This window comes from Sorangiineae bacterium MSr11954, assembly GCA_037157815.1.
In the GTDB taxonomy this organism is placed as follows: Bacteria; Myxococcota_A; Polyangia; order Polyangiales; family Polyangiaceae; genus Pendulispora; species Pendulispora albinea.
On sequence record CP089984.1, the window covers coordinates 5,351,816 to 5,377,186 of the forward strand.

A 25,371-nucleotide genomic window follows, 5' to 3' on the forward strand; every position below is an offset into this window, starting at 1 on the left:
GGATGAAGTTCGCACGAACGGCCGCCGCCGGCCTCGCGTTTCAGGCTCTCTTTCTCACCGCCACCCTGAGCACCTCCGCGCAGGCGGACGAGGGCATGTGGCCCTTCAACCGCATCCCCAAGGAGCGCTTCCAGAAGGATCGCAACGTCGCCTTGAGCGACGGCTGGCTCGATCACGTGCGGCTCTCGAGCGTGCGCTTTCGCGGCGGCTCGGGATCGTTCGTCTCCAAAACGGGATTGGTGCTCACCAACCACCACGTCGGCGTCGATTGCATTTCCAAGCTGAGTCGCGCCGGACGAGACTACGTGGCGAACGGCTTCATCGCCGGAAAAGACGGCCCCGAGGCGCGCTGTCCCGATGTCGAGCTCAATGTCCTCTTGGCCATCGAGGACGTGACCGACAAAGTGCGCGCCGCGCGCAAGCCCGAGATGAACGACGCCGAGGCCAACATGGCCATCAAGGGCGCCATGACGCAGATCGAAAAGGGCTGCGCCGATCGGCCCTCGGGCGAGCGCGTGAAGTGCGAGGTGGTGACCCTCTACGCCGGCGGCAAATACGATCTGTACACGTACAAGAAGTACACCGACGTTCGCCTGGTCTTCGCGCCCGAGCAGAGCATCGCCTTCTTCGGAGGCGACACCGACAATTTCACCTATCCCCGCTACAACTTCGATATGGCCCTCTTTCGGGTCTACGAGAACGGCCAGCCGCTCGCGCCCAAAGATTGGCTCGCCTGGAGCCCGTCCGGCGCCAAAGACGGCGAGACGGTCTTCGTCAGCGGCCACCCCGGATCCACCGGCCGCCTCCTCACGATGGCGCAGCTCCAGACCTACCGCGACCAGGTGTATCCCTATTCGCTCGATCAATTGCGCACGGAGCGCGATCGGCTTCGGGCCTACGGAAAGCAGAACCAAGAGGCCGCGCGCCAAGTGGCCCTTTGGATCAAGCGGCTGGAGAACAGCATCAAGTCGACCAACGGCTTTCTCTTGGGGCTCGACGATCCGGCGCTCATGAAGAAGAAGGCCGAGGGCGAGGCCGCGCTGCGCAAGGCCATCGAGGCCGATCCCAAGCTCAAACAGAGCCATGGAACGGTGTTCGACGAGCTCGCGGCCATCGCCAAGAAGCAGACCGAGTCCTGGAAGCGTTACACGGTGCTGGAGACCGGATCGCGCGCGCAGGTGCTCGGCATCGCGCGCAACTTGGTGCGCCTCGCCGCCGAGAGCGAAGTCCCCAACGAGAAGCGCCTGCGCGAGTACAACGAGTCGAGCCTGGAGTCGCTGAAATTCCGGCTCGTCTCCCCTGCCCCCATTTACGGCGAGGTCGAGGTGGTGCTGGTGCGCGCCTGGCTCGAACGCGCGGTGCGCGACTTGGGGGCCGCCGATCCGACCGTGCGCGCCCTGCTCGCCGGGCGCACCCCGGAGCGGGCCGCGCGCGAGACCATCGCCGGCTCGAAGCTCTTCGACGTGAACTTCCGCCGCAAGCTGATCGAGGGCGGAAAGCAAGCCATCGCCGAGTCGGCCGATCCGGCCATCGCCATGATGCGGGCCCTCGATCCGGAGGCGCGCGCCGTGCGCAAGCGCTACGAGGACGAGGTGGAGGGCCCTTCGCGCACGGCGGGCGAGCGAATCGCGCAAGCCTTGTTCGCGGTGCGCGGAACCAGCGTGCCGCCCGATGCCACGTCGACCCTTCGCCTGAGCGTCGGCACGGTGAAGGGCTTTACGGAGCGCGGAAAGGCCGTGCCGTGGAGCACCACCTTCGCGGGCCTGTACGGCCACGCCACGGGTGTGGCGCCCTTGCAATTGCCGGAGCGCTGGCTGGCGGCGAAGAGCTCGCTCGATCCCAACGTACCGTACGACTTCGTCTCCACCAACGACATCATCGGCGGCAACAGCGGCAGCCCGGTGCTGAACGAGGCGGGCGAGATCGCCGGCCTTATTTTCGACGGCAATCTCTCGTCCCTCCCCAATCGCTTCGTCTACGGCGACGTCACCCAGCGTGCGGTGAGCGTTCACACGGCGGGCATCGTGGAGGCGCTCAAGAAGGTGTACGGCGCGGACGCACTCGCACACGAGCTCACGGACCGCTAGCGGGAGCTCACGGATCGCTAGCGGGAGCTCACGGATCGCTAGTGGTCGCCAACATCCTCGGTTACTCTAGCGGTCCGAGGCTTCCGATTTCACTAAAGCTTTACGCGACTCGCGGCCAGGGCGCTCTAGAGGTAGGCTAGTAGGATACTTTGGCACAGCAAGTTGACTCAACCGAGCTCCCGGAGGGGATGCGTTTACTCGATCGGTACACGATTATCGATCGCATCGGCAGCGGCGGAATGGCCTCCATCTATCGCGCGATGGATGAGCGCCTCGATCGAGTCGTCTGCGTCAAGCTCCTTCGGCTCGAGCTCGAAGGATCCGGCAGCACCAGCGGCCGGAGCGTGTACCAGGCCACCTATTCGCATTTTTTGCAGGAGGCGCTGACCCTCTCGCGCTTGATGCACCCGAACACCCTGCGCATCTACGACTTCGGGTACCTGGCGCAGAGCGGCCGCCCCTTTCAGATCAGCGAGTTCCTCGACGGCGGCAACCTCGAACAGCACGTGCGCTCGCGCGGCGCATGCGATGCCGAGGAGACGGCGGCCATCCTCGAGCGCATCTCGGGAGCGGTGGGCGAGGCGCACCAGCATCGCATCATCCACCGCGACATCAAGCCCTCGAACATCTTGTTCGCCCGGGTCGGCGATTACTTGATGCCCAAGCTCGCGGACTTTGGAATCGCCCACTCGAGCGTGGTGAAGCGCGCCAAAGTCGGGCGATCCACCCACGCCCGCGGCGGCGATCTGGTGCCCGGCGGCTTCGAGGACGAGACTAGCGACCAAGTGAGCGCGGTCACGCTCTTCTCGCCCCGATGGGCCTCCCCCGAGCAGCTGGCGGGATCGACGCAAGGCCCGGAGACGGACATTTATGCCCTGGGCTTGGTCGCCGTCTACATGCTGGCCGGGCGTCCCATCTTCGAGGGCAACGACGTGCGCGGCACCTTCGCCGATCGCATCCGCGGCGACGAGCTGGTCACCCGGCTGCTCTCGCAAATGGACACCATCTCGGAGCCCACCCGCAAGGCGCTGCTCAAGGCCCTCTCGGCGTTCCCCGAGAAGCGGTATCGCAGCTCGCTCAGCTTCTTCGATGCGCTCCGCCGGACCTTGATCGGCGCGCGCCCCGCGCGTCCGCCGGCGGCGTTTCCGTGGAAGAAGCCTCGGGCGGACATCACGATGTCGGTGGAGTTCCAGGTCCCGGCGCTTCAGGAAGTCGCGAATGTGCCGCCCCCCGAGCGCGCGGTCGACCTCGGCAAGGCCCGCGCGCGTTTGGTCGATGTCGATGAGAAGCTCGATTTGACCATCCCCAGCCCCAAAGGCAGCGACGTGCGCTTCCGCGTGAGTTTCCTCCCGCTGCACGAGCGCAGTTTCCGCATCAATATCAAGGGGTTGAACTGCTTCATCCGAACCTCGGGCGGCCGGCCGACACCCGCCATTGCCACCGATTCGGACGGCGCCGCCCATTTCATCTCGACGGGGTGGGAGGAGCTCGGAGAGATCGCTTGGTCGTTTGGCCAGGTGGCGTCCGGCGTGGATGGGGGAAGAGTCTTTCGCTTAGACGGCGGCGATATGGTGGTACCCTCTTCCCAAGCGACCCAATCGGTGGCCCTCTTTCTGGGATCCGAAAGGGATGTGATCATCCTATGCCGGAAGAGTTAGGAGAGTCTCGTTCGTGAGCCAAAGGAACGCGCCGCCCGTGCCGCCGTCGAATCCCGGGAATCCCGCTGGTTCCGCGCCTTCCGCGTCTCCCATGACCGACGCGGCCGCGGCCAAGCAAGGTCCGGAATCGCGCAAGGATCCGCGGCGGCCCGAGGCGGTCGATGCGCGCGAAGCTGCCCCGCCGGGCACGAACAAGCGCGTCGGTTTCCAGCGCCCGAACACGCCCACCACCCCGTTCTCGCCCACCAACGCGCTGCATCAAGCGCTGATGTCCGGGGCTATCGCGCAGTCGCCGCAGGCTTCTCAGGCGAGTCAGGCTTCTCAGGCAAGTCAGGCGAGCGGCGGACGCCCGCCGTCCTCGAGCCCGCGCCCTCCTCAAGTGGCGCCGGTGGCGCAAGTTGCGCAAGCCGCCCCGATGGCGCAGCTTCCGCAGGTGCCGGCGGTACCGCAAGGGCGCCCCTCGACGGCGGCGCCGATGGCGATGGCTTCGTCCACGCCGTCGACCTCGGGCGCCTATGCGATGAACGCGCGCGCGCCGGGCCATGCCGCGGCCCCCGCCAATGCCGCGTACGCGGCCCAGCCGGGTTACGTCCCGCAGGCGCAGGCTTGGACGCAGCAGCCTGCGGTCGCCATGTCGGCCGCGGCGGGCGGTGCGCCTCCCGCGCAGGCGCCCGCGAACTTTGCAGCACCGTCGCAAGTGGGGCAGAGTCCCGGGGTGACCATTGGCGTGCACGCGCATGCGCCGCAGCAGTTCCGCGCGGCCCACGCGCACGTCGTTCGAGGACGTGCGTATGCGTTCGTGCTCGATGCGCAGGGCAACCCCATCGAGATCGGCTCCGGGCGCTTCGGCAAAGTTTATTTGGGCGAGGAGCGCTGGCTCGATTCGAAGACGGATTTTCGGCGCCAGGTGGTCATCAAGATCCTTCAGAAGGGCGTGAGCGACGAGGACTTGATGCGCTTTCAGCTCGAAAAAGAGCTGCTGGAGCGCGTGCAAGGGCACCCATCCATCGTGGAGCTCTTCGCCTCGGGCGAGGGTGAGGATCCCGAGTTCATCCCGGCCTCGATTCGCGACAAAGTCGAGTGTGAGTTCGTCATCCTCGAAAAGCTGCAGATGTCGCTGGAGGAGCGGCTGAAAGGCTCGCGCTCGAAGGGCGAGCAGGACGATCTGCTCGCCTGCAGCATGAACGAGCGCGTCTTCCGGGTGCTCGACTACATGATCCCGATCGCGAGCGCGGTCGAGTTCGCGCACCTGATCAAGAACCTCAGCCACCGCGACATCAAACCGGCCAACATCCTCATCGGCCTGCCCGATCCCAATCTGCGTGGATCCACCTTGGAGGTGCGGCTGGCCGACTTCAACGTCTCCAAGCTGCAGGACGAAGAGATGAGCATCGGGATGACGCGGATGAAGAGCGTCCCCGGCACCCTCTTTTTCCAGAGCCCCGAGCAGGAGACGAACATCATCGAGCTCTTGGTCAACGTGACCCAGGGCTCGACCGAGGTCGAATACTTCGAAGATTTCTACATTCAAATCGCCAAAAACGACACGTTCTCGCTCTTCAACCGCGGCGAGCAATACCCGATCCTCTACGCCGATCGCGCCAAGAAGAAGATCCTGCTCGGGCGCCCCTGGCGTGAGCACGGCGAGGCGAACGTGCGCGCCAAGATTCAAAAGAGCGTGGGCCGCCCCGCGGACATCTACTCCTTGGGCGCCCTCTTCTACTATTTGATCTCGGGCGCCTACGCCAACCCCAAGACGCTCTACGACAACTTCCACAAGTTCATCGAGTACGAGCGCCCGGACGAGAACAACACCATCGAGGCGTACCTCGCGCACGAGTACTCGGTCATCAACTCGATGCGCGCGCCCAAGGCGGGCGACACCAACGTGGCCCCCGCCGACCGCTTCTTCTCGTACAAGCACTACTTGGACGGCAACGGAGAGCTGATCGACAGCCACGTGATGCGCATCATCGCCAAGTGCATGATCCGCAACAAGCCCGATAGCTACTGCCAGGCGCACGATCTGGATACGCGCGGCATCAGCGATTTGGTGCAGGAGCTCATCGATCTCTACACCGTATTCGGGGTGCACCCGATGGCCCGCCCGCAGAATTTGGCCCGCATGGCGCGCGCCAGCGGCGGGCGGGGGGCGCTTTTGCGGTCGCTCGATCGCTTTGGCAACCGCCTGCGGTGGATGTGGCTGTCGTTGCTCCAGGCGTTCCGTTCGAAGAAGTAGTCGATTCGTTTCGAGGATATTTCCGAGGCGGTTCGTTTCGTATTCCCCGGGCGGTTCTCACGGCCTCGCGGAGCCGTGACGACGCGGTTTCGTTCGTCTCCCCTCCCCGGCTCCCCCTGGAGGGAGGGAGCGTGACGGTGGTTGGCGACACTTGGTATTGCGGTGGAGCGCATTCGAAGGAAAGATGGATTGATGGCAGACGAGCAAACTCGGACGCAAATCGAGCACGCCGATGGCCGGGTGGAGCTCCGTGCCGGCATCGTCCTCGACGACCCGCGTCTATATAACGAGGATTTGGCGCCGACGCAGGTCGCGCGACGCACATGGACGACGTACACGTATGCCGCGCTCTGGATATCCATGGCGCACTGCATTCCGACGTACATGCTGGCGTCGGGCCTCATTGGCGCCGGGATGAATTGGTGGCAGGCGCTGGTCACCATTTTGGTGGGCAATGCCATCGTGCTGGTGCCCATATTGGCCAATTCGCACCCGGGGACGAAGTATGGAGTGCCGTTCCCCGTCTTCGCCCGCGCGGCCTATGGCGTGTTCGGCGCCAATGTGCCCGCCATTTTGCGCGCCATCGTGGCGTGCGGGTGGTTCGGCATCAACGCGTGGATTGGCGGGCAGGCGCTGCAGACCTTCTTTCGCTCGCTGTGGGCGGGGTGGCCCGCGGCGCTCGGGGACGCGCCGGTGGGCGGTCATTTGATGACCGAATGGCTCAGCTTCGGGCTTTTTTGGTCGCTGAATATCCTGATTGCGTACCGCGGAATGGACTTGCTCCGCAAAGTGGAGAACCTGGCGGCGCCCTTCGTGCTGGTCATGACCGCGGCGCTGGTGGTGTGGGCCATCGATCGCGCGAACGGGCTTGGAAAGATTATGAGCGACCCGGGCAAGTTCCCGACTTTTGGGACCTTCTGGCCGGTGTTCGTCCCCAGCGTCACGGCCATGATCGGCTTCTGGGCGACTTTGTCGCTCAACATGCCGGATTTTACGCGGTTCGGGCGCTCGCAAAAGGAGCAGGCGGTGGGCCAGGTGGTGGCGCTGCCCACCACGATGACCGTCTTTTCGGCCATGGGGGTGCTCATCACCAGCGCCTCCACCGAGATTTACGGAAAGCCCATTTGGGATCCCGTGGAGCTGGTGGGCCACTTCGAGTCACGCGTGCTGGTGGCCGTCGCCATGTTCACCATCGTGGTGGCCACCCTGAGCGTGAACATCGCGGCCAACATGGTCTCGCCGGCCAATGACTTCGCCAACATCGCCCCCAAGTCCATTTCGTTCCGAACGGGCGCGCTGATCACGGGCATTTTCTCGGTGCTGATGATGCCGTGGAAGCTCATCGCCGATCCCGAGGGGTACATCTTCAAGTGGCTTCTGGGCTACTCCGGCGGCCTGGGCGCCATCGCGGGCGTATTGATTTGCGATTATTGGTTCATCAAACGCACCCAGCTCGAGCTCGCCGACTTGTACCGCCGCGAGGGGCGTTACGCGTACGGGCCGCCGGGGGGTCTGGGCACCAACTGGAACGCGGTCATCGCCACCTTCGTCGGCTGTTTTCTGGCGTGGATCGGCCTCCTCGTTCCCGCGTTGCGCGATCTTTTCGACTACGCCTGGTTCGTGGGCGGCGCGAGCTCGGCCGCCTTGTACGGGGTGCTCATGCGACGCGCCAAGCCTTGACCCGCGGGTGCCCGAGGTGGCATCCCTTTTTGGACCACAAAGCGAGGGGCCGAAATGCCGAGAAACGTCAAAGTCGGTTTGATTCAGATGGCCACACCGTTCGATCCCGCGTGGAGCGTCGAGCGGATCAAGAAGGACGCGCTCGAGAAGCACCTGCCGCTCATCGAGCAGGCGGGCAAGAGCGGGGTGCAGATCCTGGGGCTGCAGGAGATCTTCAACGGTCCCTACTTCTGCCCCAGCCAAGATCCGAAATGGTACGACGCGGCGGAGAGCTGTCCTGGTCCGACCACCGAGCTCATGGCCGGCTATGCCAAAAAGTACGACATGGCCATGGTCGTGCCCATCTACGAGCGGGATCTCCCTGGCGTCTATTACAACACCGCCGCCATGATCGACGCCGACGGCACCTACCTCGGCAAGTACCGTAAGAACCACATCCCGCACACCAACGGCTTCTGGGAAAAGTACTTCTTCAAGCCGGGCAACCTCGGCTACCCCGTCTTCAATACCCGCTACGGCAAGGTAGGCATCTACATCTGCTACGACCGTCACTTCCCCGAGGGCGCCCGCCTCCTCGGCCTCAACGGCGCCGAAATCGTCTTCAACCCTTCGGCCACCGTCGCGGGCCTCTCACAGTACCTCTGGAAGCTCGAGCAACCCGCCCATGCCGTCGCCAACGGCTACTTCGTCGCCGCCTCCAACCGGGTCGGCACCGAAGCCCCTTGGAACATCGGCCACTTCTACGGCTCGAGCTACATCGTCGACCCCCGCGGCAACTTCCTCGCCATGGGCTCCGAAGACAAAGACGAGCTCGTCATCGCCACCGTCGACCTCGACCAAATCGAAGAGGTCCGCAAAACCTGGCAATTCTACCGCGACCGCCGCCCCGAGACGTACGGCGACATGGCGAAATTGTTGTAATCTACAAACAAATTCGCTCCCCACCACGCTTGCACGCGCGATGGGGAGCGAAACGTTGGCTACGTGAAAATCAGCCCGCCTTGCCCGACGCGCTGCCGCTCGCCGAGGCGCTGGCCTTGACATCGACCGACACCTTGACGTTGGCCTTCACGCTGGCCGCTGCATCGAGGGCGCCCTTGAAAGGGGCCGCGACGCAGCCTGCGAGCTTGGCGGCTGCGGTGAGGCCGCCGCTGGTCGCCGGCCCCCCCCTTCCTCGACTCAGGCGTGCCCTCACGTATATGAGCCATCCTGCCCCTCCTCGGGTGAGGATGACGTCCGTAGCCCGCCCAACCGCGGCCACGCGCATCGTTCGCGCTTGCTATCGAACCGGCGAGGACGATTCGTCGAGACAACTCTCGGCAGGCGCTTCGCGAGGGCTTACCTTGCAACCGCGGGGACCGAAGCGGCGGCGGGGCCCTTCGCCCTCCTTTGAATCGCCATATGTGTACTTAGGTGAGCTCGATAATATTTATAGATTTATAAATCGATCTTAAAATCACTCTTACTCAAAAAAGGGGGGCGTAAGGATTGACTTGGACGCTTTTAATGCCAACCTACCCTCGTCTGAGGTGTTCGATGGCAGAGACAGACGGCGCAAATATCCAGCAGGTGAGAAAGTTGCGGAAACTGTACCGGGAAGACCCCGCGGCACGTTCACTTCTCGACTATCTCGCCGGAAAGTCCCCGAATGGGCGCCTAACGACCACGGTCGATGAACTGCTCTTAGAGATTCAGCGAGCACCTGGGGGCGTGTCGCGCGCGCAGCTGACAGAGGTCTTGCGCGAACTCGATATGATCGGCTGCGGACAATACATCGTCGGGCGTCATGGGCATCCAAGCCGCTTCCTTTGGAGCGTGGAAATGGTCAGCGTTGGTGCCGCCGCTGCAAGAAAGCGGGATGAGATCATAGCGCTAACGGAAGACACCAGCGACGAGGATGACCGCGACGAGGGCAAATCCATGAAGCGGCACGTCTACAATCTTCGTCACGAATTAGCCGTCGAGCTCCAGCTACCTTCCGATCTCACCCCCGCCGAAGCGTCGCGGCTTGCCAAATTTATAGAAACGTTACCGATCGTTTGAGGGCGATCCGGCAGGAGAAAGGGCTTTGTCGAGGGCAATCGCATCCAGATCATCCGCGTCGCAGGCACCGTGGCGAATCCATTTCTTCCGCCGCCACCGAGAGGACGATCCCGAGCAAAGCATTCCGGCTCGTGAATTTCTCGCACACTGCCCCGAGAAGGTGCGGGCCATGATGTTGGCGGTGGTGAAAGCGGTTGCTGAAGCACCTCCGCCGAGGTTCAGCGGCGGCGGCAGGTGGGAAGCCATGCACGATCAAATGGCGGGCTTCTACGAGGTCCGTGTCGACGGCCCACAACGCAGTCACTATCGGCTTTTTTGCTTCCTCGATCGCGATGGGGCGCAGGTTGGCCTCGGAGGACCGAGCCTCGTGCTGGTCACCGGCAAGAAGAAGGCTTTCATGACATTGCTCTCGAAAGCCGACTACGCGGAGGTGCGACGGCTCGGGACTGAATTTCGTGCACGGGTACCTCGCTCGGTCGCAACCTGACGCACCGTTCGACCTTTGGGCGCGCGCGCGCGAGGAGCCCTCACGACTCGTAGGGTACAACCGACCGCAGCGATGACGCGAACGACCGTTTCGAGCGTCGGGTTCGGCTCCTCCGCCGTGAACAGTCGTCGGATGATTTCCGGCCGGACTCCCGCCGCTCTGGCGAGCTCGGCTTTACTCATGCCGTGCTCTTGCCGCAGTCTGTCGATCTCACGCACGATCCGATCGACTGTGTCGACTTCCGCGCGTGCTTCCCCGTAGGCACGAGCAAACGACGGCGAACGCATCTGCTCATCGAAGAATTTATCGAATCCGGTCTGAAGCGCGCGCCGAGCCATGTGTGACTTATAAGTCACGCTCAGGGTGAACGCTACCCGCCAAATCCCAGGATAGTCCGAGCACGGTCACCACCCCATCCCACCCGTGGCGCGATCGGGAGCGAACTGCCCGAAACCTACGGGGACATGGCGAAATTGCTGTAATCGCGCTCGACGCGCCACGAGACCAGAGCCGCTACGGGCGGCTCCGGTCTTCCAACTGGCTCTCCCGAAACCCTTTAAAATCGCGCACGTTCGCCGGTAGCGACGAGCGACACGATGTTCGTGTCGAGCAGTATTTCACAAGGATACCTTGTGGGCCTTGCTCGCATCGCGGATCCGTCGAAGGGATCTTCGTCGATCTCTACGGCGGTCGCCTTCCAAGCGCGGAACTTGGCGAGGGCCGACGAGCGCTCGGGAATCACGACCTCTTCTCCGTTTCGAGCCGCGCGAAGAAGCTCGTCGAGAGTCTCGCGCGCCTCGCGGGTCGTGTAGCGCTTCACTCGTCAAGCGTGGAGCGAATGTCGATATACGTCAAGTCAGCGTATCTACACGTTAAACCTGAACCCCAAGCCCCATCCCACGTCTCTTTGGGAGACGTGAGATGGGAGCTCGCGATTCCTAGGTCGAAATCAGCCCGCCTTGCCCGACGCGCTGCCGCTCGCCGAGGCGCTGGCCTTGACGTCGACCGACACCTTGACGTTGGCCTTCACGCTGGCCGCTGCATCGAGGGCGCCCTTGAAGGGGGCCGCGACGCAGCCTGCGAGCTTGGCGGCTGCGGTGAGGCCGCCGCTGGCCATGCCCTGGGCGCTGCCCTGGAGGCCTTCGATGACGACGCTGACGTTGGCGGCGGTCTTGTTGGCCTGCTTGGCTTGACCTTCGGCGATCGTCAGGATGGCGGGGAGGTTCTTCTCGAGGGCCGCCTTGAAGGCGGTGGCCGCGGAGGCGTCGGCCGAGCCGTCGACTCGCACGATGACTTGCGCGGGCTTGCACTCGAGCTTGCCGCTCACTTCGGCGTCGCAGTGGGCCTTGCACTCGGCGCTCATCTTCGGCGGGGTGATCTCGCCCGTGCACTTGGGCTCCTTCATCTCCACCGAGCAGCTGCCGGTGCAGGTGCCCTCGCACTTGGCCTTGGCCTTGAGCTCGCAGCTGCCGTTGCACTTGCCGCCGCAGGTTCCCTTGGCGTTGGCCGAGCAGGAGCCTTCGCACGTGCCGTTGCAGGTGCCGCCCTTGGAGTCTTTGCCGTCGCACTTGCCGTTGCAGGCGCCGCCGCAGGCTCCCTTGAAGGTCGCCTCGCAGCTGCCCGAGCACGTGCCGTCGCACTTGGCCGCGCCCTTCATTTCGCAGGTGCCGGAGCACTCGGCGTTGCAGGAGCCGGAGAGCTTGCCCGGCTCGCACTCCACCTTCGCGCTGCCCGGGGTGACGCTGGCGTCGCACTTGGCGGCGCAGTCGGCGACCACGTTCATGCTGGCTTCGCAGCGCGGCGGGGTGGTGTCGACGGCCACCTTGGCCTTCGCGCCGAACTTCGCCTTCACGCCTTTGATGGCCTCGGCCGCAGCCTTGCAGGAGTCCTCACCGGACTTGAACTCGCCCGTGATGCCGAGGTCCTTGGCCAGACCGCCGCAGGCGACCTTCAAGTCGCCGTCGAGCTTGGCCGCGAAGGCCTGGATTTCAGCCGACGCTTGCAGACCGGCCTTGAGCTTGGCGGCGTTTTCGGCCGCCACGCTGAACTCGTTGACGAAATCGACCTTCGCGACCGCATCTGCGCTCGACAGGTCCGGGCAGCCGCCTGCTCCGCCGGGGATGGCGCTGGTCAGTCCACCCGGCGCGCCGGGTGCTCCGCCGCCACAGTTCATGAGGACGGGCGCAGCGAGCCCGCAAACGAGAAACGACAACGAGGAGGCTTTCCGGAGAATCGAGCGTGCCATGAGTGTGCCCTTCTGGATGGATCCGTTTTGTTGACTGGAAACGGCCACGGGCTCGAAGAGGTGTTTCAAGGACTTCAAGGGCGTTAACAAAAGCCCAACTTGCAGCGTTACAATCCGAACGTTGACCTCTTGACGAACCGACCGTCCCCCTTCTTTCCGACGTACTTTCCGTCCTCAATTATCACGTTGCCGCGGGAAAGAACATACGACGCTCCGCCTGTGACTTCTTGACCCTCGTAGGGGGAGTAATCGACCCGCATGTGCAAGGTTTTCTGGCTGAGCACATGCTTCTTGTTCGGGTCCCAGACCACCAAGTCGGCGTCCGCCCCAACCGCGATGGTGCCCTTGTGCGGGTAAAGACCGAAGATTTTTGCGGGGGCCGTGCTGGTGATCTCCACGAATCGGTTCATGGAAATGCGGCCCGTCCGCACGCCGCCGTCCCAAAGAAGATACAGACGCGTTTCGATGCCCGGCATACCGTTGGGCACTTTGGCGAACGATTCGCGGCCCAGCTCCTTCTGTCCTTTCATGCAGAACGGACAGTGATCGGTCGAAACCACTTGCAAATCGTTCGTCTTTAGGCCCCGCCACAGATCCTCTTGCATCGCCTTGGGCCGCAGCGGCGGTGTGCACACGAACTTGGCCCCCTCGAACGCACCGTACTCACCTTCGCGCCCGAGGTCGTCGTCCGAGCAAAAGAGGTACTGCGGACAGGTCTCGGCGTAGGCGGGCAAGCCGCGGTCCCGGGCCTCCACCACCTTCTCGAGCGCGCGCGCCGCCGAGAGGTGCACGATGTACACGGGGGAGCCCGCCATCTCGGCCAGGCAGATCGCGCGGTGGGTGCCCTCGGCCTCCGCGATCTGGGGGCGGGTCAGCGCGTGGTACTTGGGGGCGGTGTTTCCCTTGGCGATGGCTTGGGCGATCAGGATGTCGATGGGAATACCGTTCTCGGCGTGCATGCAGATGAGCGCGCCGATCTCGCCCGCGCGCTGCATGGCCCGAAAGATCATCCCGTCGTCGGCATAGAGGACGCCGGGGTAGGCCATGAAGAGCTTGAACGAGGTGACACCTTCGTTGACCAGGGTGCCCATTTCGGCCGCGGTCGACTCGTTCACGTCGGTCATGATCATGTGGAACGCGTAGTCGATGGCGGCCTTGCCCTCGGCCTTCGCGTGCCAGGTGTCGATGCCTTTGCGCAGCGCATCGCCCTTGGTTTGAATCGCGAAGTCGACGATGGATGTGGTGCCCCCATAGGCCGCTGCGAGCGTGCCGGTCTCGAAGTCATCGCTGGACGTGGTGCCGCCGAACGGCATGTCCAGGTGCGTGTGCGCGTCGATGCCACCGGGAAAGACGTATTTGCCTTTCGCGTCGATGGTGCGATCGAAGGTGATGGCCGGCGCCGCGCCAGGGCCGAAAATCGCGGCTATCTTTCCATCGACAACAGCAAGATCCGCTTCGTACGTGTCGACAGCCGTGACGACAATACCGCCTTGGATGAGTGTTCGTCCCATGTTCTCCATCTTACAACGATATCCGGGAGCGCGTCTGTCAGCTTGACCGGCCCATTCGCGAATGCGACAGTTGCGGGCAGTGAAAGGACCAACGTGAATTCCCTTTTAGAGCTTCTTTCACGGCTCCCCGCGGAGCGCGACGAACTCGAACTTCCGGACAAAAAGCCGACCTATTCGGCAGCGGAAGCGAAGGCGGAGGCCGACCGATGCCTCTACTGCGCCGACGCGCCCTGCATCAAGGCGTGCCCGACCGAGATCGACATTCCAACGTTCATCAAGAAGATCGCGACCGGCAACGTGCGCGGCAGCGCAAAGACCATCTTCGAGCAAAACCTGCTCGGATACTCGTGCGCGCGCGTCTGCCCGGTCGAGGTCCTCTGCGTGGGCGCATGCGTGTACAATGCATGGCACCGGGAGCCGATCGCCATCGGCCGCCTGCAGCGCTACGCAACGGAAAAGGCGACGGCGCACGGCGAGACGCCGCTTCTCGCGCGATCTTCGGGAGCGTCGCGAGCGCCGGACGGCGCAGACGAAGCGTCATCTCAGGCCGGCGGCGCGCGCAAAAAAGTGGCGCTGGTCGGCGCGGGGCCGGCGTCGCTCGCCTGCGCGGGCTACCTGGCGCTCGAGGGGCACGACGCCGTCATTTTCGAGAAGCGAGCGCTCCCCGGCGGGCTCAATACGACGGGGATTGCGCCGTACAAGCTGCACGCGCAGGACGCGCTGCATGAAATCGCGTGGGTCGAAGCGCTCGGCGTGGCGATCCAAACCGGCGTCGAAGTCGGAAAAGACGTGCGCGGCGAGGACCTGCTGCGCGACTATGACGCGGTGTACCTCGGCGTCGGGCTCGGGGAGGACACCAAGCTCCGCATCCCGGGCGAAGATGGCCCGGGTATTTATGGCGCCACCGCGTGGATCGAAGCGATGAAGCTCGCCCGCGCGCAAGGGACCAGCCCCAAGAACGCGCGGGTGCTCGTCATCGGCGGCGGCAACACGGCCATCGACGTGGCGCGCGAGTGTGCGCTGCTGGGCGCGGCCGAGGTCACCATGGTGTACCGGCGCGACACCGCTTCGATGAGCGGTTATGCCCACGAGATGGAGGGCGCCCGCAAAGAAGGCGTTCGCTTGGTGACCCACGCGACCCCCGTGGCCTTCGAGCGCGACGCTTCGGGCGCTTTGACGGGTTTGCGGGTGTCGCTCAAGAGCGATACGCAGGGCGCGCCGGGAGAACAGGTGCTCGCGTGCGATATGGTGGCCGTTGCCATCGGTCAATCGAAGATGCACGCCATCGCCGCGGAGTTTCCGGGGGTCACCGTCGACGGGCGCGGCTGCATCGTCGCCGATCCGGCCACGGGGGCGACGGGGAATCCCAAAGTGTTCAGCGGCGGCGACTGCATCAACGGCGGTAAAGAAGTGGTCAACGCGGTGGCCGATGGCCGAAACACCGCGCGCCATCTCGAACGAACCTGGGCGGGCCCGCGCGACGCGAGGAAAACATGGCCGACTTGAGCATCGATTTCGCGGGAATCAAGAGCCCGAATCCCTTTTGGCTGGCCTCGGCGCCGCCGGCCAACAGCGGCGAGCAGGTCATGCGCGCCTTCGACGCCGGCTGGGGCGGCGCGGTGTGGAAGACCTTGGGCGATCCCATCGTCAACGTGTCCAGCCGCTTTGGCGCGATCGATTACGCGGGCCAGAAGGTGATGGGCTTCAACAACATCGAGCTCATCACCGACCGGCCCTTGGAGGTGAACCTACGCGAGATCCGCGAGGTCAAACGCCGCTATCCGAAGCACGCGGTGGTGGTGTCCTTGATGACCGAGACCCGCGACGACTGGCGCGTGCTGATTCGCCGCTGCGAGGACGCCGGGGCCGATGGCCTGGAGCTCAACTTCGGCTGCCCGCACGGCATGTGCGAGCGCGGCATGGGCTCGTCGGTGGGCCAGGAGCCCAAGCTGCTCCAGGAGATCACCGCCTGGACCAAGGAGTTCGCCAAGACGCCGGTGCTGGTGAAGCTCACGCCCAACATCGGCGACATCCTGGATCCGGGCATCGCGGCCGTGCGCGGCGGCGCCGATGGTCTGGCGCTCATCAACACGATCAAGAGCATCATCGGGGTCGATCTCGACCGGCTGATCCCCGAGCCGCGGGTGGGCGTCGCCTCGACCAACGGCGGCTACTGCGGACCGGCGGTCAAGCCGATCGCGCTGCACATGGTGGCGGCGCTGGCGCGCGAGCCGAAGATCACCGTCCCCATCAGCGGCATCGGCGGCATCTCCAACTGGCGGGACGCGGCGGAGTTCATCGCCTTGGGCTCCACCAGCGTGCAGGTGTGCACCGCGGTGATGCACTACGGCTACCGCATCGTGGAGGACATGATCGACGGGCTCTCGAGCTACCTCGACCAGCACGGCATGACGAGCGTGCGCGAGCTGGTGGGGCGCGCGATCCCGGGCTTCCGCGAGTGGGGCGAGCTCGATCTCGGCTACCAAATCGTCGCCCGCATCGACGCCGACAAGTGCATCGGCTGCCAGCTCTGCGTCGCCGCCTGCCGCGACGGCGCCCACCAGTGCATCTTCACCGGGCCCGACGATCAAACGCGCCCGCCGCAGGCCCACTTTCCGGGCACCGCCCCCGCGCCGCGCCCCCAAGTGATCGGGGCGCTCGCCGGCGATCGCGTCCCTTGGGTCGACGAGCCCGAGTGCGTCGGTTGCAACCTCTGCGCGCTCGTATGCCCCGTCCCCGGGTGCATCACCATGGAGCAGACCTCGGGCGAATCGGGCGATACCTGGAACCGCCGGGTCAGCGAGGGTCGCGACAAGGTTCCGGGCGGAATTCACGACGGGTGAACCGAGGGTCGACGGGCGAACGAATCAACCGCAAGGGCGCCAGCGCCGCTACGAGAGAAGAAAGCGAAGCCAAACCTCGTACCCAAAAAACCTAGCGGCCCTTGCGCGTGAACCGAGGGTCGACGGGCGAACGAATCAACCGCAAGGGCGCCAGCGCCGCTACGAGAGAAGAAAGCGAAGCCAAACCTCGTACCCAAAAAACCTAGCGGCCCTTGCGCGTGAACCGAGGGTCGACGGGCGAACGAATCAACCGCAAGGGCGCCAGCGCCGCTACGAGAGAGAAGAAAGCGAAAGCCAAACCTCGTACCTAAAAACCTAGCGGCCCTTGCGCCCTTGCGGTTTTCCCTCTCTTCATACCGGGACGCCGAAAAAGGGCGTTGAGTGATTCTCTCCTCGAGCCGAGGCTCGCGCTCGGATTTACGTGCGCGCCAGGCGCTTGGCGAGCTTGGGGAACAAGCGCAAAGCGTTGCCGCGACCGATGGCGGCGCGCGCGGATGCATCGAGGGCGGGATATTTCACGACGGGTGAACCGAGGGTCGACGGACGAACGAATCAACCGCAAGGGCGCCAGGGCCGCTACGAGAGAGAAGAAAGCGAAAGCCAAACCTCGTACCCAAAAACCTAGCGGCCCTTGCGCCCTTGCGGTTTCCCTCTCTTCATACCCGGGCGCCGAAAAAGGGCGCTGAGCTCTCTCGTCTCCTCGAGCCGAGGATCGCGCTCGGATTTACGTGCGCGCCAGGCGCTTGGCGAGCTTGGGGAACAAGCGCAAAGCGTTGCCGCGACCGATGGCGGCGCGCGCGGTTGCGTCGAGGGCGGGATCGGACATCAGCGCCGCGGCGTTTTCCTCCACGACCTCGGCCGGCACTTGGTGCCAATCGGTGCCATAGAGAATATGGCTCGCGGAGGCGGCGGCGAGCTGGGTGGGCGTGGCGTAAGGGGACATGGGGGCCGCGGTGTCGTAGTAGAAGCGGCGCAGGTAGCCGCGGACCTTCTCCGGATCGAGCCCCTGCCCCGGGCGCCTTCGCGCAGACGAGATGCGCGAGCCGATGTACGGCAGAAAACCGCCGCCGTGCGGCAGGATGATGGTGACATTGGGGTAGCGATCCAGGGTGCCCGCGAACATCATCCGCAAGGCCGCGCGCGAGGTATCCAACATGAAATCGGCGATGTGGCCCGGAACGCCCTCCATCTGCGGGCCCGGTAGAAAATCGGGGTGCGTCATCACCACCGCGCGCCGCCGATCGAGCTCCTCGAACAGCGGATCGAACATGGGATCGCCCAGGTACGCGTGGCCGAAGTGGTTCATGAGCAAAAAGCCGTCGGCGTCCAAGCTGTCGGCCGCGTACGCGAGCTCCTCCAAGGCGGTGCTCACCCGCGCGAGCGGCAGATAGGCAAAGAAGCCAAAGCGCTTCGGGTACGTTCGGGTCAACTCGGCGAGCGACTCGTTCAAGATGCGAACGCCCTCTTTGGCCCTTCGGTCGTGATCGAACATGGCGCTCGGCGCGGGCTGCGACATCACGCCGGCTTGGATGCCGTGGGTGTCCATCATCGTCACCGTTTCGTCCAGGCTCCACGTCGCCCACGGCGGCAACGGGGACGGCAGGAGCTTCTCCTTCGCCAGCCAGTCGCGCATCGCATCGGGCAGCACATGATGGTGCGTGTCGATGCGCCGTCGCCACGCGCCCAGCTCCTCGGCCGTGCCGCCGTTCGGGTTCTCGCCCGTGTCCGCGTTCCCATCGCTGCATCCCGTGGACGCGACGGACGCGACGGACGCGACCGACGCCACGGACGCGACCGACGCCAGCGCGCTGCCCGCCGCCGACGTGGTGATCCCGGCCATCGCCGCGCGCAGAAGGGTGCGCCGGCCCACTGTATCGTCGCTCGCTCCAACCTTGCGATCGTCTTCGTCGCGATCTCGGTCCATCGATGTCTCCCAAAGGCAGGTGTTGCTCGAAGAATGCCCGCTGTACGCGGGACACCGTGCACTTTGCGGAACCGTGCGAACAGGCGCCAATGGACATTCGCTATGTCCGAGCATTCACCGCGTGAATGATCGCTTCGCGCGCGAGGCAGCCTCCGACGCCACCGCGAAAATGCGCTCGCGCAGCCACGCGTGCTCGGCCGCGTGCTCCGTTCGATCGTGCCAAAAGAGACTGTGCTCGACCGGCGGCACCTCGATGGGCGGCGGGAAGGCGCGGAGCCCCAGGCGGCGAAGGTGCACGTGCGCGAGCGACGCGGGCAGGGTGGCGACGAAGTCCGTGCTCGCGACCGCCAGCGGCGCCACGTTGAAGAAGGCGACCTTGAGCCCCACCCGCCGGCTCGCCCCGAGCTGCCCGATCGCCTTGTCAACCGTGGAGGGCCCGCCCACGCCGCCCGGCGACACCACCACGTGCGGCAGCGAAAGGTACGTCTTCAACGTGAGCCGCCGCGAGACGCGCGGGTGCCCCCGCCGCACGATGCACACGAACGGATCGATCAAGAGCGTCCGGCGATGCAGCCCGCGCGGCAGCTCCGTGTCGCCCACCGGCAAGAGCGCGGCATCGGCGCCGCCGGAGAGGACGGCGTCCCAATCCGCATAGCGAAAGGGCGGCTGCAGCACCAGATCGACGAAGGGCGCCTCGGCCGAGAGGCGCCGGGCGAGCGGCACCAGGACGGCCGCCTGCATGTAGTCGTTGGTCACCAGGGTAAAGGCGCGCCGCGTTCGCTCCGGCGCAAAAGGCGGCGCCGGATCGAGCGCGTCCCCCAGCTCGCCGAGGATGCGGTGGAGCGGCGCCGCCAGCGCATGGGCGCGCGCCGTCGGCACCAGCTTTCGCCGGACGCCGGGCACCAGGATCGGATCGCCCAGCAGCCGGCGAAGGCGGCCGAGCGCGTTGCTCATGGCCGGCTGGCTCAAACCAACCCTCCGCGCCGCGCGGGTGACGTGCTGCTCCACGAGCAGCGCGTCGAGCACCACCAGCAAGTTCAAATCGATGCCGCCGAGATTCACGGCATGAATGCTATCGGCGGCGTCGAATCAGTTCCAAAAATCGATGGCCAGCGGCTCGTCGAACGCGTGCAGCCGCTCGGAGCTCTCCGTGGGCTCGATCACCGAGCTCTCGGCCGCGCGATTCGGCTTGTAGCTATGCTGCGCGGACGGAAACGAACCATCGCGCACCTCGGAGACATAGTCGGAGACCGCCTTCACCACCGCCGGCCCCAGATCCGCGAAGCGCTTGGCGAACTTGGGCGACTTTCCGCCCGTGAGGCCGAGCAAGTCGGTACAGACCAGCACTTGTCCGTCACAGATCGGGCCGGCGCCGATGCCGATGGTCGGGATGGAAAGGGCGTTGGTGACCCGCGCCGCGACGTCCGGCGGAATGGCCTCGAGGACGATGGCGAAGGCGCCCGCTTGCTCGAGCGCGCGCGCGTCGGCGAGCAGCCGTTGTTCGGCTTCGCTCCCCCGCCCTTGCACCTTGAAGCCGCCCATGGCGTGCACCGTCTGCGGCAGGAGGCCCACGTGGCCCATCACCGGGATGCCCGAGCGGACCAGCCGATACACGTGATCGGCGAACTCTTGGCCCCCTTCGAGCTTCACGCTCTCGAAGAGCCCCTCCTTCATGAGGCGCCCGCCGCTCTCCACCGCCTGGGCGGGCGAAACTTGGTAGCTCATGAACGGCAGATCGCCGACCACGTGCGCGCGGGGCTGCGCCCGCTGAATGGCGCGGCCGTGGTACGCGATCTCCTCCAAGGTGACGGGAATGGTGTTCGGCAGACCCTGCACCACCATGCCCAGCGAGTCGCCCACCAGGATGGCGTCGACCCCGGCCTCGTCCACCAGGAGCGCCATGGTGTAGTCGTAGGCGGTCACCATGGCGATGGCCGCCTCGCCGCGCGCGACCTTTCGACCTCGAAGATCCGGAACGGTGATCTTGCGCGCTGCACCCTCGGCGCCACCGGCCTTCGGCGCACGATTCCCTGCATTTGAGTACATGATCCTCCGGGTCGCGGCCGGTTCTGTATCCCCTTCGGGAATCGGTCCACGCCTGAGGAAAAAGCTAGCGTCGACCGGGTCAGGTGTCGAGGTAGAACCTCGTGCTAACGTCGCGTACCCGAGAGCCGTTAGACCCCGACCAGGCCATGAAAGCATTGCCGTCATCTCATTTTTACAAGTATTCCGCTGCCTTCGCGCTGTTGGCGCTGGCCGCCGCCGCATGCGACCGCGCGCCCTCCTCCGAGGGTGCCCGCGAGTGGACCCCCACCGACCACGACCGCATCGAGGAGCGCGGGCGCTTGCAGGCCGGCATCCAAGCCGCCCCCGCGCCACGCGGATCGGCCGCGCCCGCGGCGAGCGGCGGCTCCGGCGGCGATGATTCGGTCGTCGAGCTCACCTGGCAGAACCAATGCGTCGTATGCCACGGGCGCACGGGCCATGGCGACGGCCCCAACGGCCCCATGGTCCGGGCGCCCGATTTAACGCGCGAGGAGTGGCAAGCCAAGGTGACGGACGCGGAGATCGGGGCCACGATCCGCACTGGCAAAAACCAGATGCCCCGCTTCGATCTCTCGGACCGAGTGGTAGCTGGGCTCGTTTCCCGCATCCGTGCAGCACGTGGACGCTAGCCCTCCGGACTCCCCGACCAACCCGCCGCCCGCGGACCGGCCGAGCACGGACCCGCCGCCTCCGGACCGGCCGAGCACGGACGCTCCGGTCGAGCCTCCGGCTGGACCGCGGAGGCGATCGGGCATCCTTCTCCTATTTGGGGCTATCTTGCTGGTGGGCGGGTTCTTGGTCGCCCCCCAATTGCCCAAAGATCAAACGGTGCACGTCGTCCTCGGCAACGGAGCCGCACGCGTGAAAGAACTGCAGATTCGCTATTTTGGACCTCTTCCTACCGATGTCGCCCACGGAGCCGGTGCGGCAGGTCGCAGCGCTGCGCCCAGCGCAACCGCCGGATATTTTGCGCGCGAGGCCACATTCCGGTACGGCCAAGATGTGCACGCCCCCCGTATCGTCGACCATGCCCCGCGCTTGGTGGACGGCGACTACCTCGTCGAAGTCTCTCTCGTGACCGATCACGGCAACGGCCCCGTCCAACCCGTCCAACGTTATGTGCATTTATCGGGCGAACGAACCACCTCGATCGACGTGGTGACGGCGCTGGAGGCGCGATGAAATCGCCCGAGACCCGTGCGTTTGGCGGCCCTTCGTTCGCCGTCGAGGTGGTGGTGACCGTCCTCTCCGGCGCCAGCAAAGGCACCACCCTGCCGCTCAAGGGAAAGATCCGGGTCGGCAAGGCGCCCGACAACGAGCTGGTGCTGCTCGACGACACCGTCTCGCGCCACCACTGCGAGCTCACGCGCACCGTGGCCGGCGTGCTGGTACGCGATCTCGAGTCGACCAACGGCATCGTGGTCTCCGGCGCGCGGGTGACCGAGGGCATCTTTCCGCCGGGCACCATCTTGCGCGTGGGCGAGGTGGAGATCGGGCTTCGTCCGGCGCCGCAGAAGATGGACGTCCTGCCGAGCGAGGCGCAGTCCTTCGGCGGCGCCATCGGCCACAGCGTCGCCATGCGCACCATCTTCGCGGTGCTCGAGCGCATCGCCCGCACCGACGCCACCGTGCTGCTCGAGGGCGAGACGGGCACCGGCAAAGACGTCCTCGCCCGCGGCATCTGCAAGGAGAGCCCGCGCGCGAGCAAGCCGTTCACGGTGGTCGACTGCGGCGCCGTGAGCTACTCGCTCATCGAGAGCGAGCTTTTCGGCCACGAGCGCGGCGCCTTCACGGGCGCGGTGACCACGCGCCAGGGCGCCTTCGAGCTGGCCGACGGCGGCACCGTCTTCCTCGACGAGATTGGCGAGCTCCCGCTCGATGTGCAACCCAAGCTCTTGCGCGTGCTGGAGACGCGCGAGTTTCGTCGGGTTGGCGGCAACAAAACGCTGGCGGCCGACGTGCGCGTCATCGCAGCGACCAAGCGCAACCTCGAGCGCGAGGTGGCCGGCGGCAAGTTCCGCGAGGACCTGTACTTCCGGCTGGCGGTGGTGCCCATCACCATTCCCCCGCTGCGCTCCCGGCGCGACGACATCACGCCGCTCATCTTCCACATCTTGAAGAGCGCAGGCGCCACCGATCTGGTGCTGCCGAAGGACTCCCTCGACTCGCTTTTGGCGCACGACTGGCCCGGCAATGTGCGCGAGCTCCGCAACGTGCTCGAGCGGGCCATCTACATGGTGAAGCCCACCGGGGGCACCGAGCTCTCGGCCATCACCTTCCCGCTCTCGACGGCCTCCCCCGAGGGCAGCCCGTTCCAATTCGAGCCGGCCAAGAGCTACCGCGAGACCCGCGCCAAGTACGACGCCGACTTCGAGCGCCGCTATGTCAAATGGCTGCTCGGCCGCCACCACGGCAATGTGAGCGCCGCCGCCCGCGAAGCGCGCATGGACCGCAAGCACCTGCACGATATGGCCAAGAAGCACGGGCTGCGCGGCGAGAGCGAATCGTGACCCACGCCGAACGCGGCGGCGCGGCCGAACGTGGCGGCGCGGCCGGACGTGGCGGCGCGACCGAACGCGGCGGCGCGGCCGGACGTGGCGGCGCGACCGAACGTGGCAGCGCGGCCGAACGCGGCGGCGCGGCCGGACGCGGCGTCGCGACCCTCGCCGATGTCGAGGCCATCGAAGCCGAAATTCCGAGCGATCTGCCCGCGAGCACCTACGAGATGATCCAGCGCGGCGCCGCCCTGGATCCCGACGCGCCCGCCCTCTCGTTCTTTCTGCGCACGGGCGATCACCGCCAGCCCGAGACCTGGAACTACCGGGAGCTGGTCGCGCGCATCACCCAGACCGCCAACGCCTTTCATACGCTCGGCGCCGACGCGAACACGGTCATCGCGCTGCTCCTCCCCAACCTCCCGGAGATGCACTTCGCGATCTGGGGCGGCGAAGCCGCGGGCGTGGTGATGCCCATCAACCCGCTGCTCGAGCCGGCCACCATCGCCGAGCTGCTCGACGCGGCCGGCGCGTCGATCCTGGTGACCCTGGCGCCCTTTCCCGGGACGGATCTCTGGCCCAAGGTGCAGACGATCCTGCCGCGCGTGCGCGCGCTCCGGCACCTGGTGCTGGTCGACCTCGCCCGCCGCGTGCGCGGACCGAAGCAGCTCGGGGCCCGGCTCCTCCAGAAGCGCGAGGTGCTGCGCCAGCACGGCGTTCGCGGTGTGCGCGGGGCGGTGCCCCGGGCGGTGCGCGTGCACGAGCTCTGGCGCCTGCTCCGGCGCGAGCCGGGGGACCGGCTTCGCAGCGGGCGCCGGATCGCCGCGGAGGACCGGTCGTCGATGTTCTGCACCGGCGGCACCACCGGGCTGCCGAAGATGGCGGTGCGCCACCACGGCAACGAGGTCGCCAACGCGTGGAGCACGTCGACCATCCTGGGCCACAGCGTGGGGGCGCGCAAAAACTTCTTCTGCGGGCTGCCGCTCTTTCACGTGAACGGCGTGCTGGTCACGGGGCTGGTGCCGTTCTCGCGCGGGGGCCACGTGATCCTCGGCACCCCGCAAGGCTACCGCGGCGAGGGCGTGGTGAAGCGCTTCTGGGAGATCGTGGAGCACCACCGCATCCACTTCTTCAGCGGCGTGCCCACGCTCTATGCGTCGCTCTTGCAGGTCCCCACCGGCGACCACCGGGTGGACTCGCTCGAGTACGGCTTGTGCGGCGCCGCGCCCATGCCGGTGGAGGTGCTCCGCGAGTTCGAGGAGCGCACGGGGCTGAAGATCCTCGAGGGCTACGGCCTCACGGAGGGCACGTGCGTGAGCAGCGTGAACCCACCGCTGGGCGATCGGCGCCGCGGCTCGATCGGGCTTCGCCTCCCGGGGCAGCTCATGAAGACGGTGCTGCTCGACGACCAAGGCCGCTACGTTCGCGACTGCGCCGACGACGAGGTGGGCCTGATCGTGATCGCGGGCCCCAACGTCTTCGACGGCTACGCGTCGGCCGAGCACGAGCTCACCAACGCGCGCATCTTCCCCGATCTGGGTGACGGCCGCCGCTGGCTCGACACGGGCGATCTGGGCCGGCGCGATCGCGACGGCTATTTCTGGCTCACGGGTCGCAAGAAGGATCTGATCATCCGCGGGGGCCACAACATCGATCCCGCCATCATCGAGAGCGCGCTGCACCGCCACCCCGCCGTGCAGCTGGCCGCCGCCATCGGACGCCCCGACGCGCACGCGGGCGAGTTCCCCGTGGCGTACGTGCAGCTCAAGTCGGGCGAGCGCGCCTCGGAGCAGGAGCTCCTGAAGTTCCTCGAGCCCGAGATCTCCGAGCGGGCGGCGATGCCCAAGGCGATCCGCTTCATCGAGGCGATGCCGCTGACGGCCGTCGGCAAGATCTTCAAGCCCACGTTGCGGCGGCGCGAGGTCGAGGACGCGCTGTCCACCGCGCTGCGCGAGAGCGGCGTCGATCTGGTGCGCCTCGAGGTGACCGACGACACGAGCCGCGGCCTCTCGGTGCGCGCCGAGCTGCGCGGGGCGCCGCACGAGGCCAACGCGGCGCGGGTGCTCGGGCGCTATCCCTTTCCGTTCTCGCTCGTCTGAGGGAGCGAGGCGGC

20 protein-coding genes are annotated in these 25,371 nt (G+C 66.0%); 13 read left to right on the forward strand and 7 right to left on the reverse strand.

Annotated elements, in window-relative coordinates:
* Positions 1-2 precede the first annotated feature (2 nt).
* From LZC94_20815 to LZC94_20835, 5 genes are all read left to right on the forward strand, one after another.
* Positions 3-2,087, forward strand: a complete 2,085-nt coding sequence (locus LZC94_20815; GenBank protein WXB19656.1) for a S46 family peptidase — start codon at positions 3-5, stop codon at positions 2,085-2,087.
* A 188-nt stretch (positions 2,088-2,275) separates the two neighbouring features.
* Positions 2,276-3,745, forward strand: coding sequence for a serine/threonine protein kinase (locus LZC94_20820; GenBank protein WXB19657.1), 1,470 nt, complete (start codon positions 2,276-2,278; stop codon positions 3,743-3,745).
* Between the two features lie 91 nt (positions 3,746-3,836).
* Complete coding sequence (locus LZC94_20825; GenBank protein WXB19658.1) at positions 3,837-5,984, forward strand: protein kinase; 2,148 nt, start codon at positions 3,837-3,839, stop codon at positions 5,982-5,984.
* Positions 5,985-6,176: 192 nt separating this feature from the next.
* Positions 6,177-7,664 carry an NCS1 family nucleobase:cation symporter-1 gene (locus LZC94_20830; GenBank protein ID WXB19659.1) on the forward strand — a complete coding sequence of 496 codons (1,488 nt, stop codon included), beginning with the start codon at positions 6,177-6,179 and terminating at the stop codon, positions 7,662-7,664.
* A 54-nt stretch (positions 7,665-7,718) separates the two neighbouring features.
* Positions 7,719-8,585: an acyltransferase gene (locus LZC94_20835; GenBank protein ID WXB19660.1), complete on the forward strand. Its 867-nt coding sequence runs from the start codon at positions 7,719-7,721 to the stop codon at positions 8,583-8,585.
* Between the two features lie 70 nt (positions 8,586-8,655).
* Here the strand turns inward: LZC94_20835 and LZC94_20840 are convergent, their stop codons facing one another.
* Positions 8,656-8,859, reverse strand: a complete 204-nt coding sequence (locus LZC94_20840) for a hypothetical protein (protein ID WXB19661.1) — start codon at positions 8,857-8,859, stop codon at positions 8,656-8,658.
* Positions 8,860-9,200: 341 nt separating this feature from the next.
* On the opposite strand from LZC94_20840, the gene LZC94_20845 reads away from it, so the two are divergent.
* The gene (locus LZC94_20845) at positions 9,201-9,707 is read left to right on the forward strand and encodes a hypothetical protein (GenBank protein ID WXB19662.1); all 507 of its coding nucleotides are present in this window, start codon (positions 9,201-9,203) and stop codon (positions 9,705-9,707) included.
* Between the two features lie 169 nt (positions 9,708-9,876).
* A complete protein-coding gene (locus LZC94_20850; protein ID WXB20394.1) occupies positions 9,877-10,194 on the forward strand; it encodes a hypothetical protein in 318 nt (105 codons plus the stop codon).
* Here the strand turns inward: LZC94_20850 and LZC94_20855 are convergent.
* The 3 genes from LZC94_20855 to hydA all read right to left on the reverse strand — a co-directional run bounded on the left by LZC94_20855 (position 10,128) and on the right by hydA (position 13,950).
* Entirely contained in the window at positions 10,128-10,376 is a 249-nt protein-coding gene (locus tag LZC94_20855; protein ID WXB20221.1) for a helix-turn-helix transcriptional regulator, read from the reverse strand. The two genes, LZC94_20850 and LZC94_20855, sit on opposite strands and share 67 nt — an antisense overlap.
* Before the next feature lie 767 nt (positions 10,377-11,143).
* Positions 11,144-12,439 carry a hypothetical protein gene (locus LZC94_20860; protein WXB19663.1) on the reverse strand — a complete coding sequence of 432 codons (1,296 nt, stop codon included), beginning with the start codon at positions 12,437-12,439 and terminating at the stop codon, positions 11,144-11,146.
* Between the two features lie 107 nt (positions 12,440-12,546).
* A complete protein-coding gene (gene hydA, locus LZC94_20865) occupies positions 12,547-13,950 on the reverse strand; it encodes a dihydropyrimidinase (protein WXB19664.1) in 1,404 nt (467 codons plus the stop codon).
* A 93-nt stretch (positions 13,951-14,043) separates the two neighbouring features.
* On the opposite strand from hydA, the gene LZC94_20870 reads away from it, so the two are divergent.
* On the forward strand, positions 14,044-15,456 hold the full coding sequence (locus LZC94_20870; GenBank protein ID WXB19665.1) for an FAD-dependent oxidoreductase: 1,413 nt from the start codon (positions 14,044-14,046) through the stop codon (positions 15,454-15,456).
* Complete coding sequence (gene preA / locus LZC94_20875) at positions 15,444-16,793, forward strand: NAD-dependent dihydropyrimidine dehydrogenase subunit PreA (protein WXB19666.1); 1,350 nt, start codon at positions 15,444-15,446, stop codon at positions 16,791-16,793. Before LZC94_20870 ends, preA begins: the two co-directional genes overlap by 13 nt.
* A 724-nt stretch (positions 16,794-17,517) precedes the next feature.
* Here the strand turns inward: preA and LZC94_20880 are convergent.
* The 3 genes from LZC94_20880 to panB form a co-directional block, all read right to left on the reverse strand.
* Positions 17,518-18,717, reverse strand: a complete 1,200-nt coding sequence (locus LZC94_20880) for an amidohydrolase (protein WXB19667.1) — start codon at positions 18,715-18,717, stop codon at positions 17,518-17,520.
* Between the two features lie 114 nt (positions 18,718-18,831).
* On the reverse strand, positions 18,832-19,779 hold the full coding sequence (locus LZC94_20885; GenBank protein WXB19668.1) for a LysR family transcriptional regulator: 948 nt from the start codon (positions 19,777-19,779) through the stop codon (positions 18,832-18,834).
* Positions 19,780-19,806: 27 nt separating this feature from the next.
* Entirely contained in the window at positions 19,807-20,763 is a 957-nt protein-coding gene (panB, locus tag LZC94_20890; GenBank protein WXB19669.1) for a 3-methyl-2-oxobutanoate hydroxymethyltransferase, read from the reverse strand.
* Between the two features lie 146 nt (positions 20,764-20,909).
* On the opposite strand from panB, the gene LZC94_20895 reads away from it, so the two are divergent.
* Genes LZC94_20895 through LZC94_20910 form a run of 4 tightly spaced genes read left to right on the forward strand, consistent with a single transcriptional unit; the run spans position 20,910 to position 25,357 of the window.
* Positions 20,910-21,392: a cytochrome c gene (locus LZC94_20895; protein ID WXB19670.1), complete on the forward strand. Its 483-nt coding sequence runs from the start codon at positions 20,910-20,912 to the stop codon at positions 21,390-21,392.
* On the forward strand, positions 21,382-21,945 hold the full coding sequence (locus tag LZC94_20900) for a hypothetical protein (GenBank protein ID WXB19671.1): 564 nt from the start codon (positions 21,382-21,384) through the stop codon (positions 21,943-21,945). The genes LZC94_20895 and LZC94_20900 overlap by 11 nt, the downstream gene beginning before the upstream one ends.
* Complete coding sequence (locus LZC94_20905; protein ID WXB19672.1) at positions 21,942-23,273, forward strand: sigma 54-interacting transcriptional regulator; 1,332 nt, start codon at positions 21,942-21,944, stop codon at positions 23,271-23,273. The genes LZC94_20900 and LZC94_20905 overlap by 4 nt, the downstream gene beginning before the upstream one ends.
* Positions 23,270-25,357 carry an acyl-CoA synthetase gene (locus tag LZC94_20910; protein WXB19673.1) on the forward strand — a complete coding sequence of 696 codons (2,088 nt, stop codon included), beginning with the start codon at positions 23,270-23,272 and terminating at the stop codon, positions 25,355-25,357. Before LZC94_20905 ends, LZC94_20910 begins: the two co-directional genes overlap by 4 nt.
* The last annotated feature ends 14 nt before the right edge of the window (positions 25,358-25,371 follow it).

Excerpts from the sequence above, each read along its gene's own strand:
- LZC94_20815 (WXB19656.1), top strand. The coding sequence starts at position 3 with ATGAAGTTCGCACGAACGGCCGCCGCCGGCCTCGCGTTTCAGGCTCTC.
- LZC94_20820 (WXB19657.1), top strand. The coding sequence starts at position 2,276 with ATGCGTTTACTCGATCGGTACACGATTATCGATCGCATCGGCAGCGGC.
- LZC94_20825 (WXB19658.1), top strand. The coding sequence starts at position 3,837 with ATGACCGACGCGGCCGCGGCCAAGCAAGGTCCGGAATCGCGCAAGGAT.
- LZC94_20830 (WXB19659.1), top strand. The coding sequence starts at position 6,177 with ATGGCAGACGAGCAAACTCGGACGCAAATCGAGCACGCCGATGGCCGG.
- LZC94_20835 (WXB19660.1), top strand. The coding sequence starts at position 7,719 with ATGCCGAGAAACGTCAAAGTCGGTTTGATTCAGATGGCCACACCGTTC.
- LZC94_20845 (WXB19662.1), top strand. The coding sequence starts at position 9,201 with ATGGCAGAGACAGACGGCGCAAATATCCAGCAGGTGAGAAAGTTGCGG.
- LZC94_20850 (WXB20394.1), top strand. The coding sequence starts at position 9,877 with ATGATGTTGGCGGTGGTGAAAGCGGTTGCTGAAGCACCTCCGCCGAGG.
- LZC94_20855 (WXB20221.1), bottom strand. The coding sequence starts at position 10,376 with ATGAGTAAAGCCGAGCTCGCCAGAGCGGCGGGAGTCCGGCCGGAAATC.
- LZC94_20860 (WXB19663.1), bottom strand. The coding sequence starts at position 12,439 with ATGGCACGCTCGATTCTCCGGAAAGCCTCCTCGTTGTCGTTTCTCGTT.
- hydA (WXB19664.1), bottom strand. The coding sequence starts at position 13,950 with ATGGGACGAACACTCATCCAAGGCGGTATTGTCGTCACGGCTGTCGAC.
- preA (WXB19666.1), top strand. The coding sequence starts at position 15,444 with ATGGCCGACTTGAGCATCGATTTCGCGGGAATCAAGAGCCCGAATCCC.
- LZC94_20880 (WXB19667.1), bottom strand. The coding sequence starts at position 18,717 with ATGGACCGAGATCGCGACGAAGACGATCGCAAGGTTGGAGCGAGCGAC.
- panB (WXB19669.1), bottom strand. The coding sequence starts at position 20,763 with ATGTACTCAAATGCAGGGAATCGTGCGCCGAAGGCCGGTGGCGCCGAG.
- LZC94_20895 (WXB19670.1), top strand. The coding sequence starts at position 20,910 with ATGAAAGCATTGCCGTCATCTCATTTTTACAAGTATTCCGCTGCCTTC.
- LZC94_20905 (WXB19672.1), top strand. The coding sequence starts at position 21,942 with ATGAAATCGCCCGAGACCCGTGCGTTTGGCGGCCCTTCGTTCGCCGTC.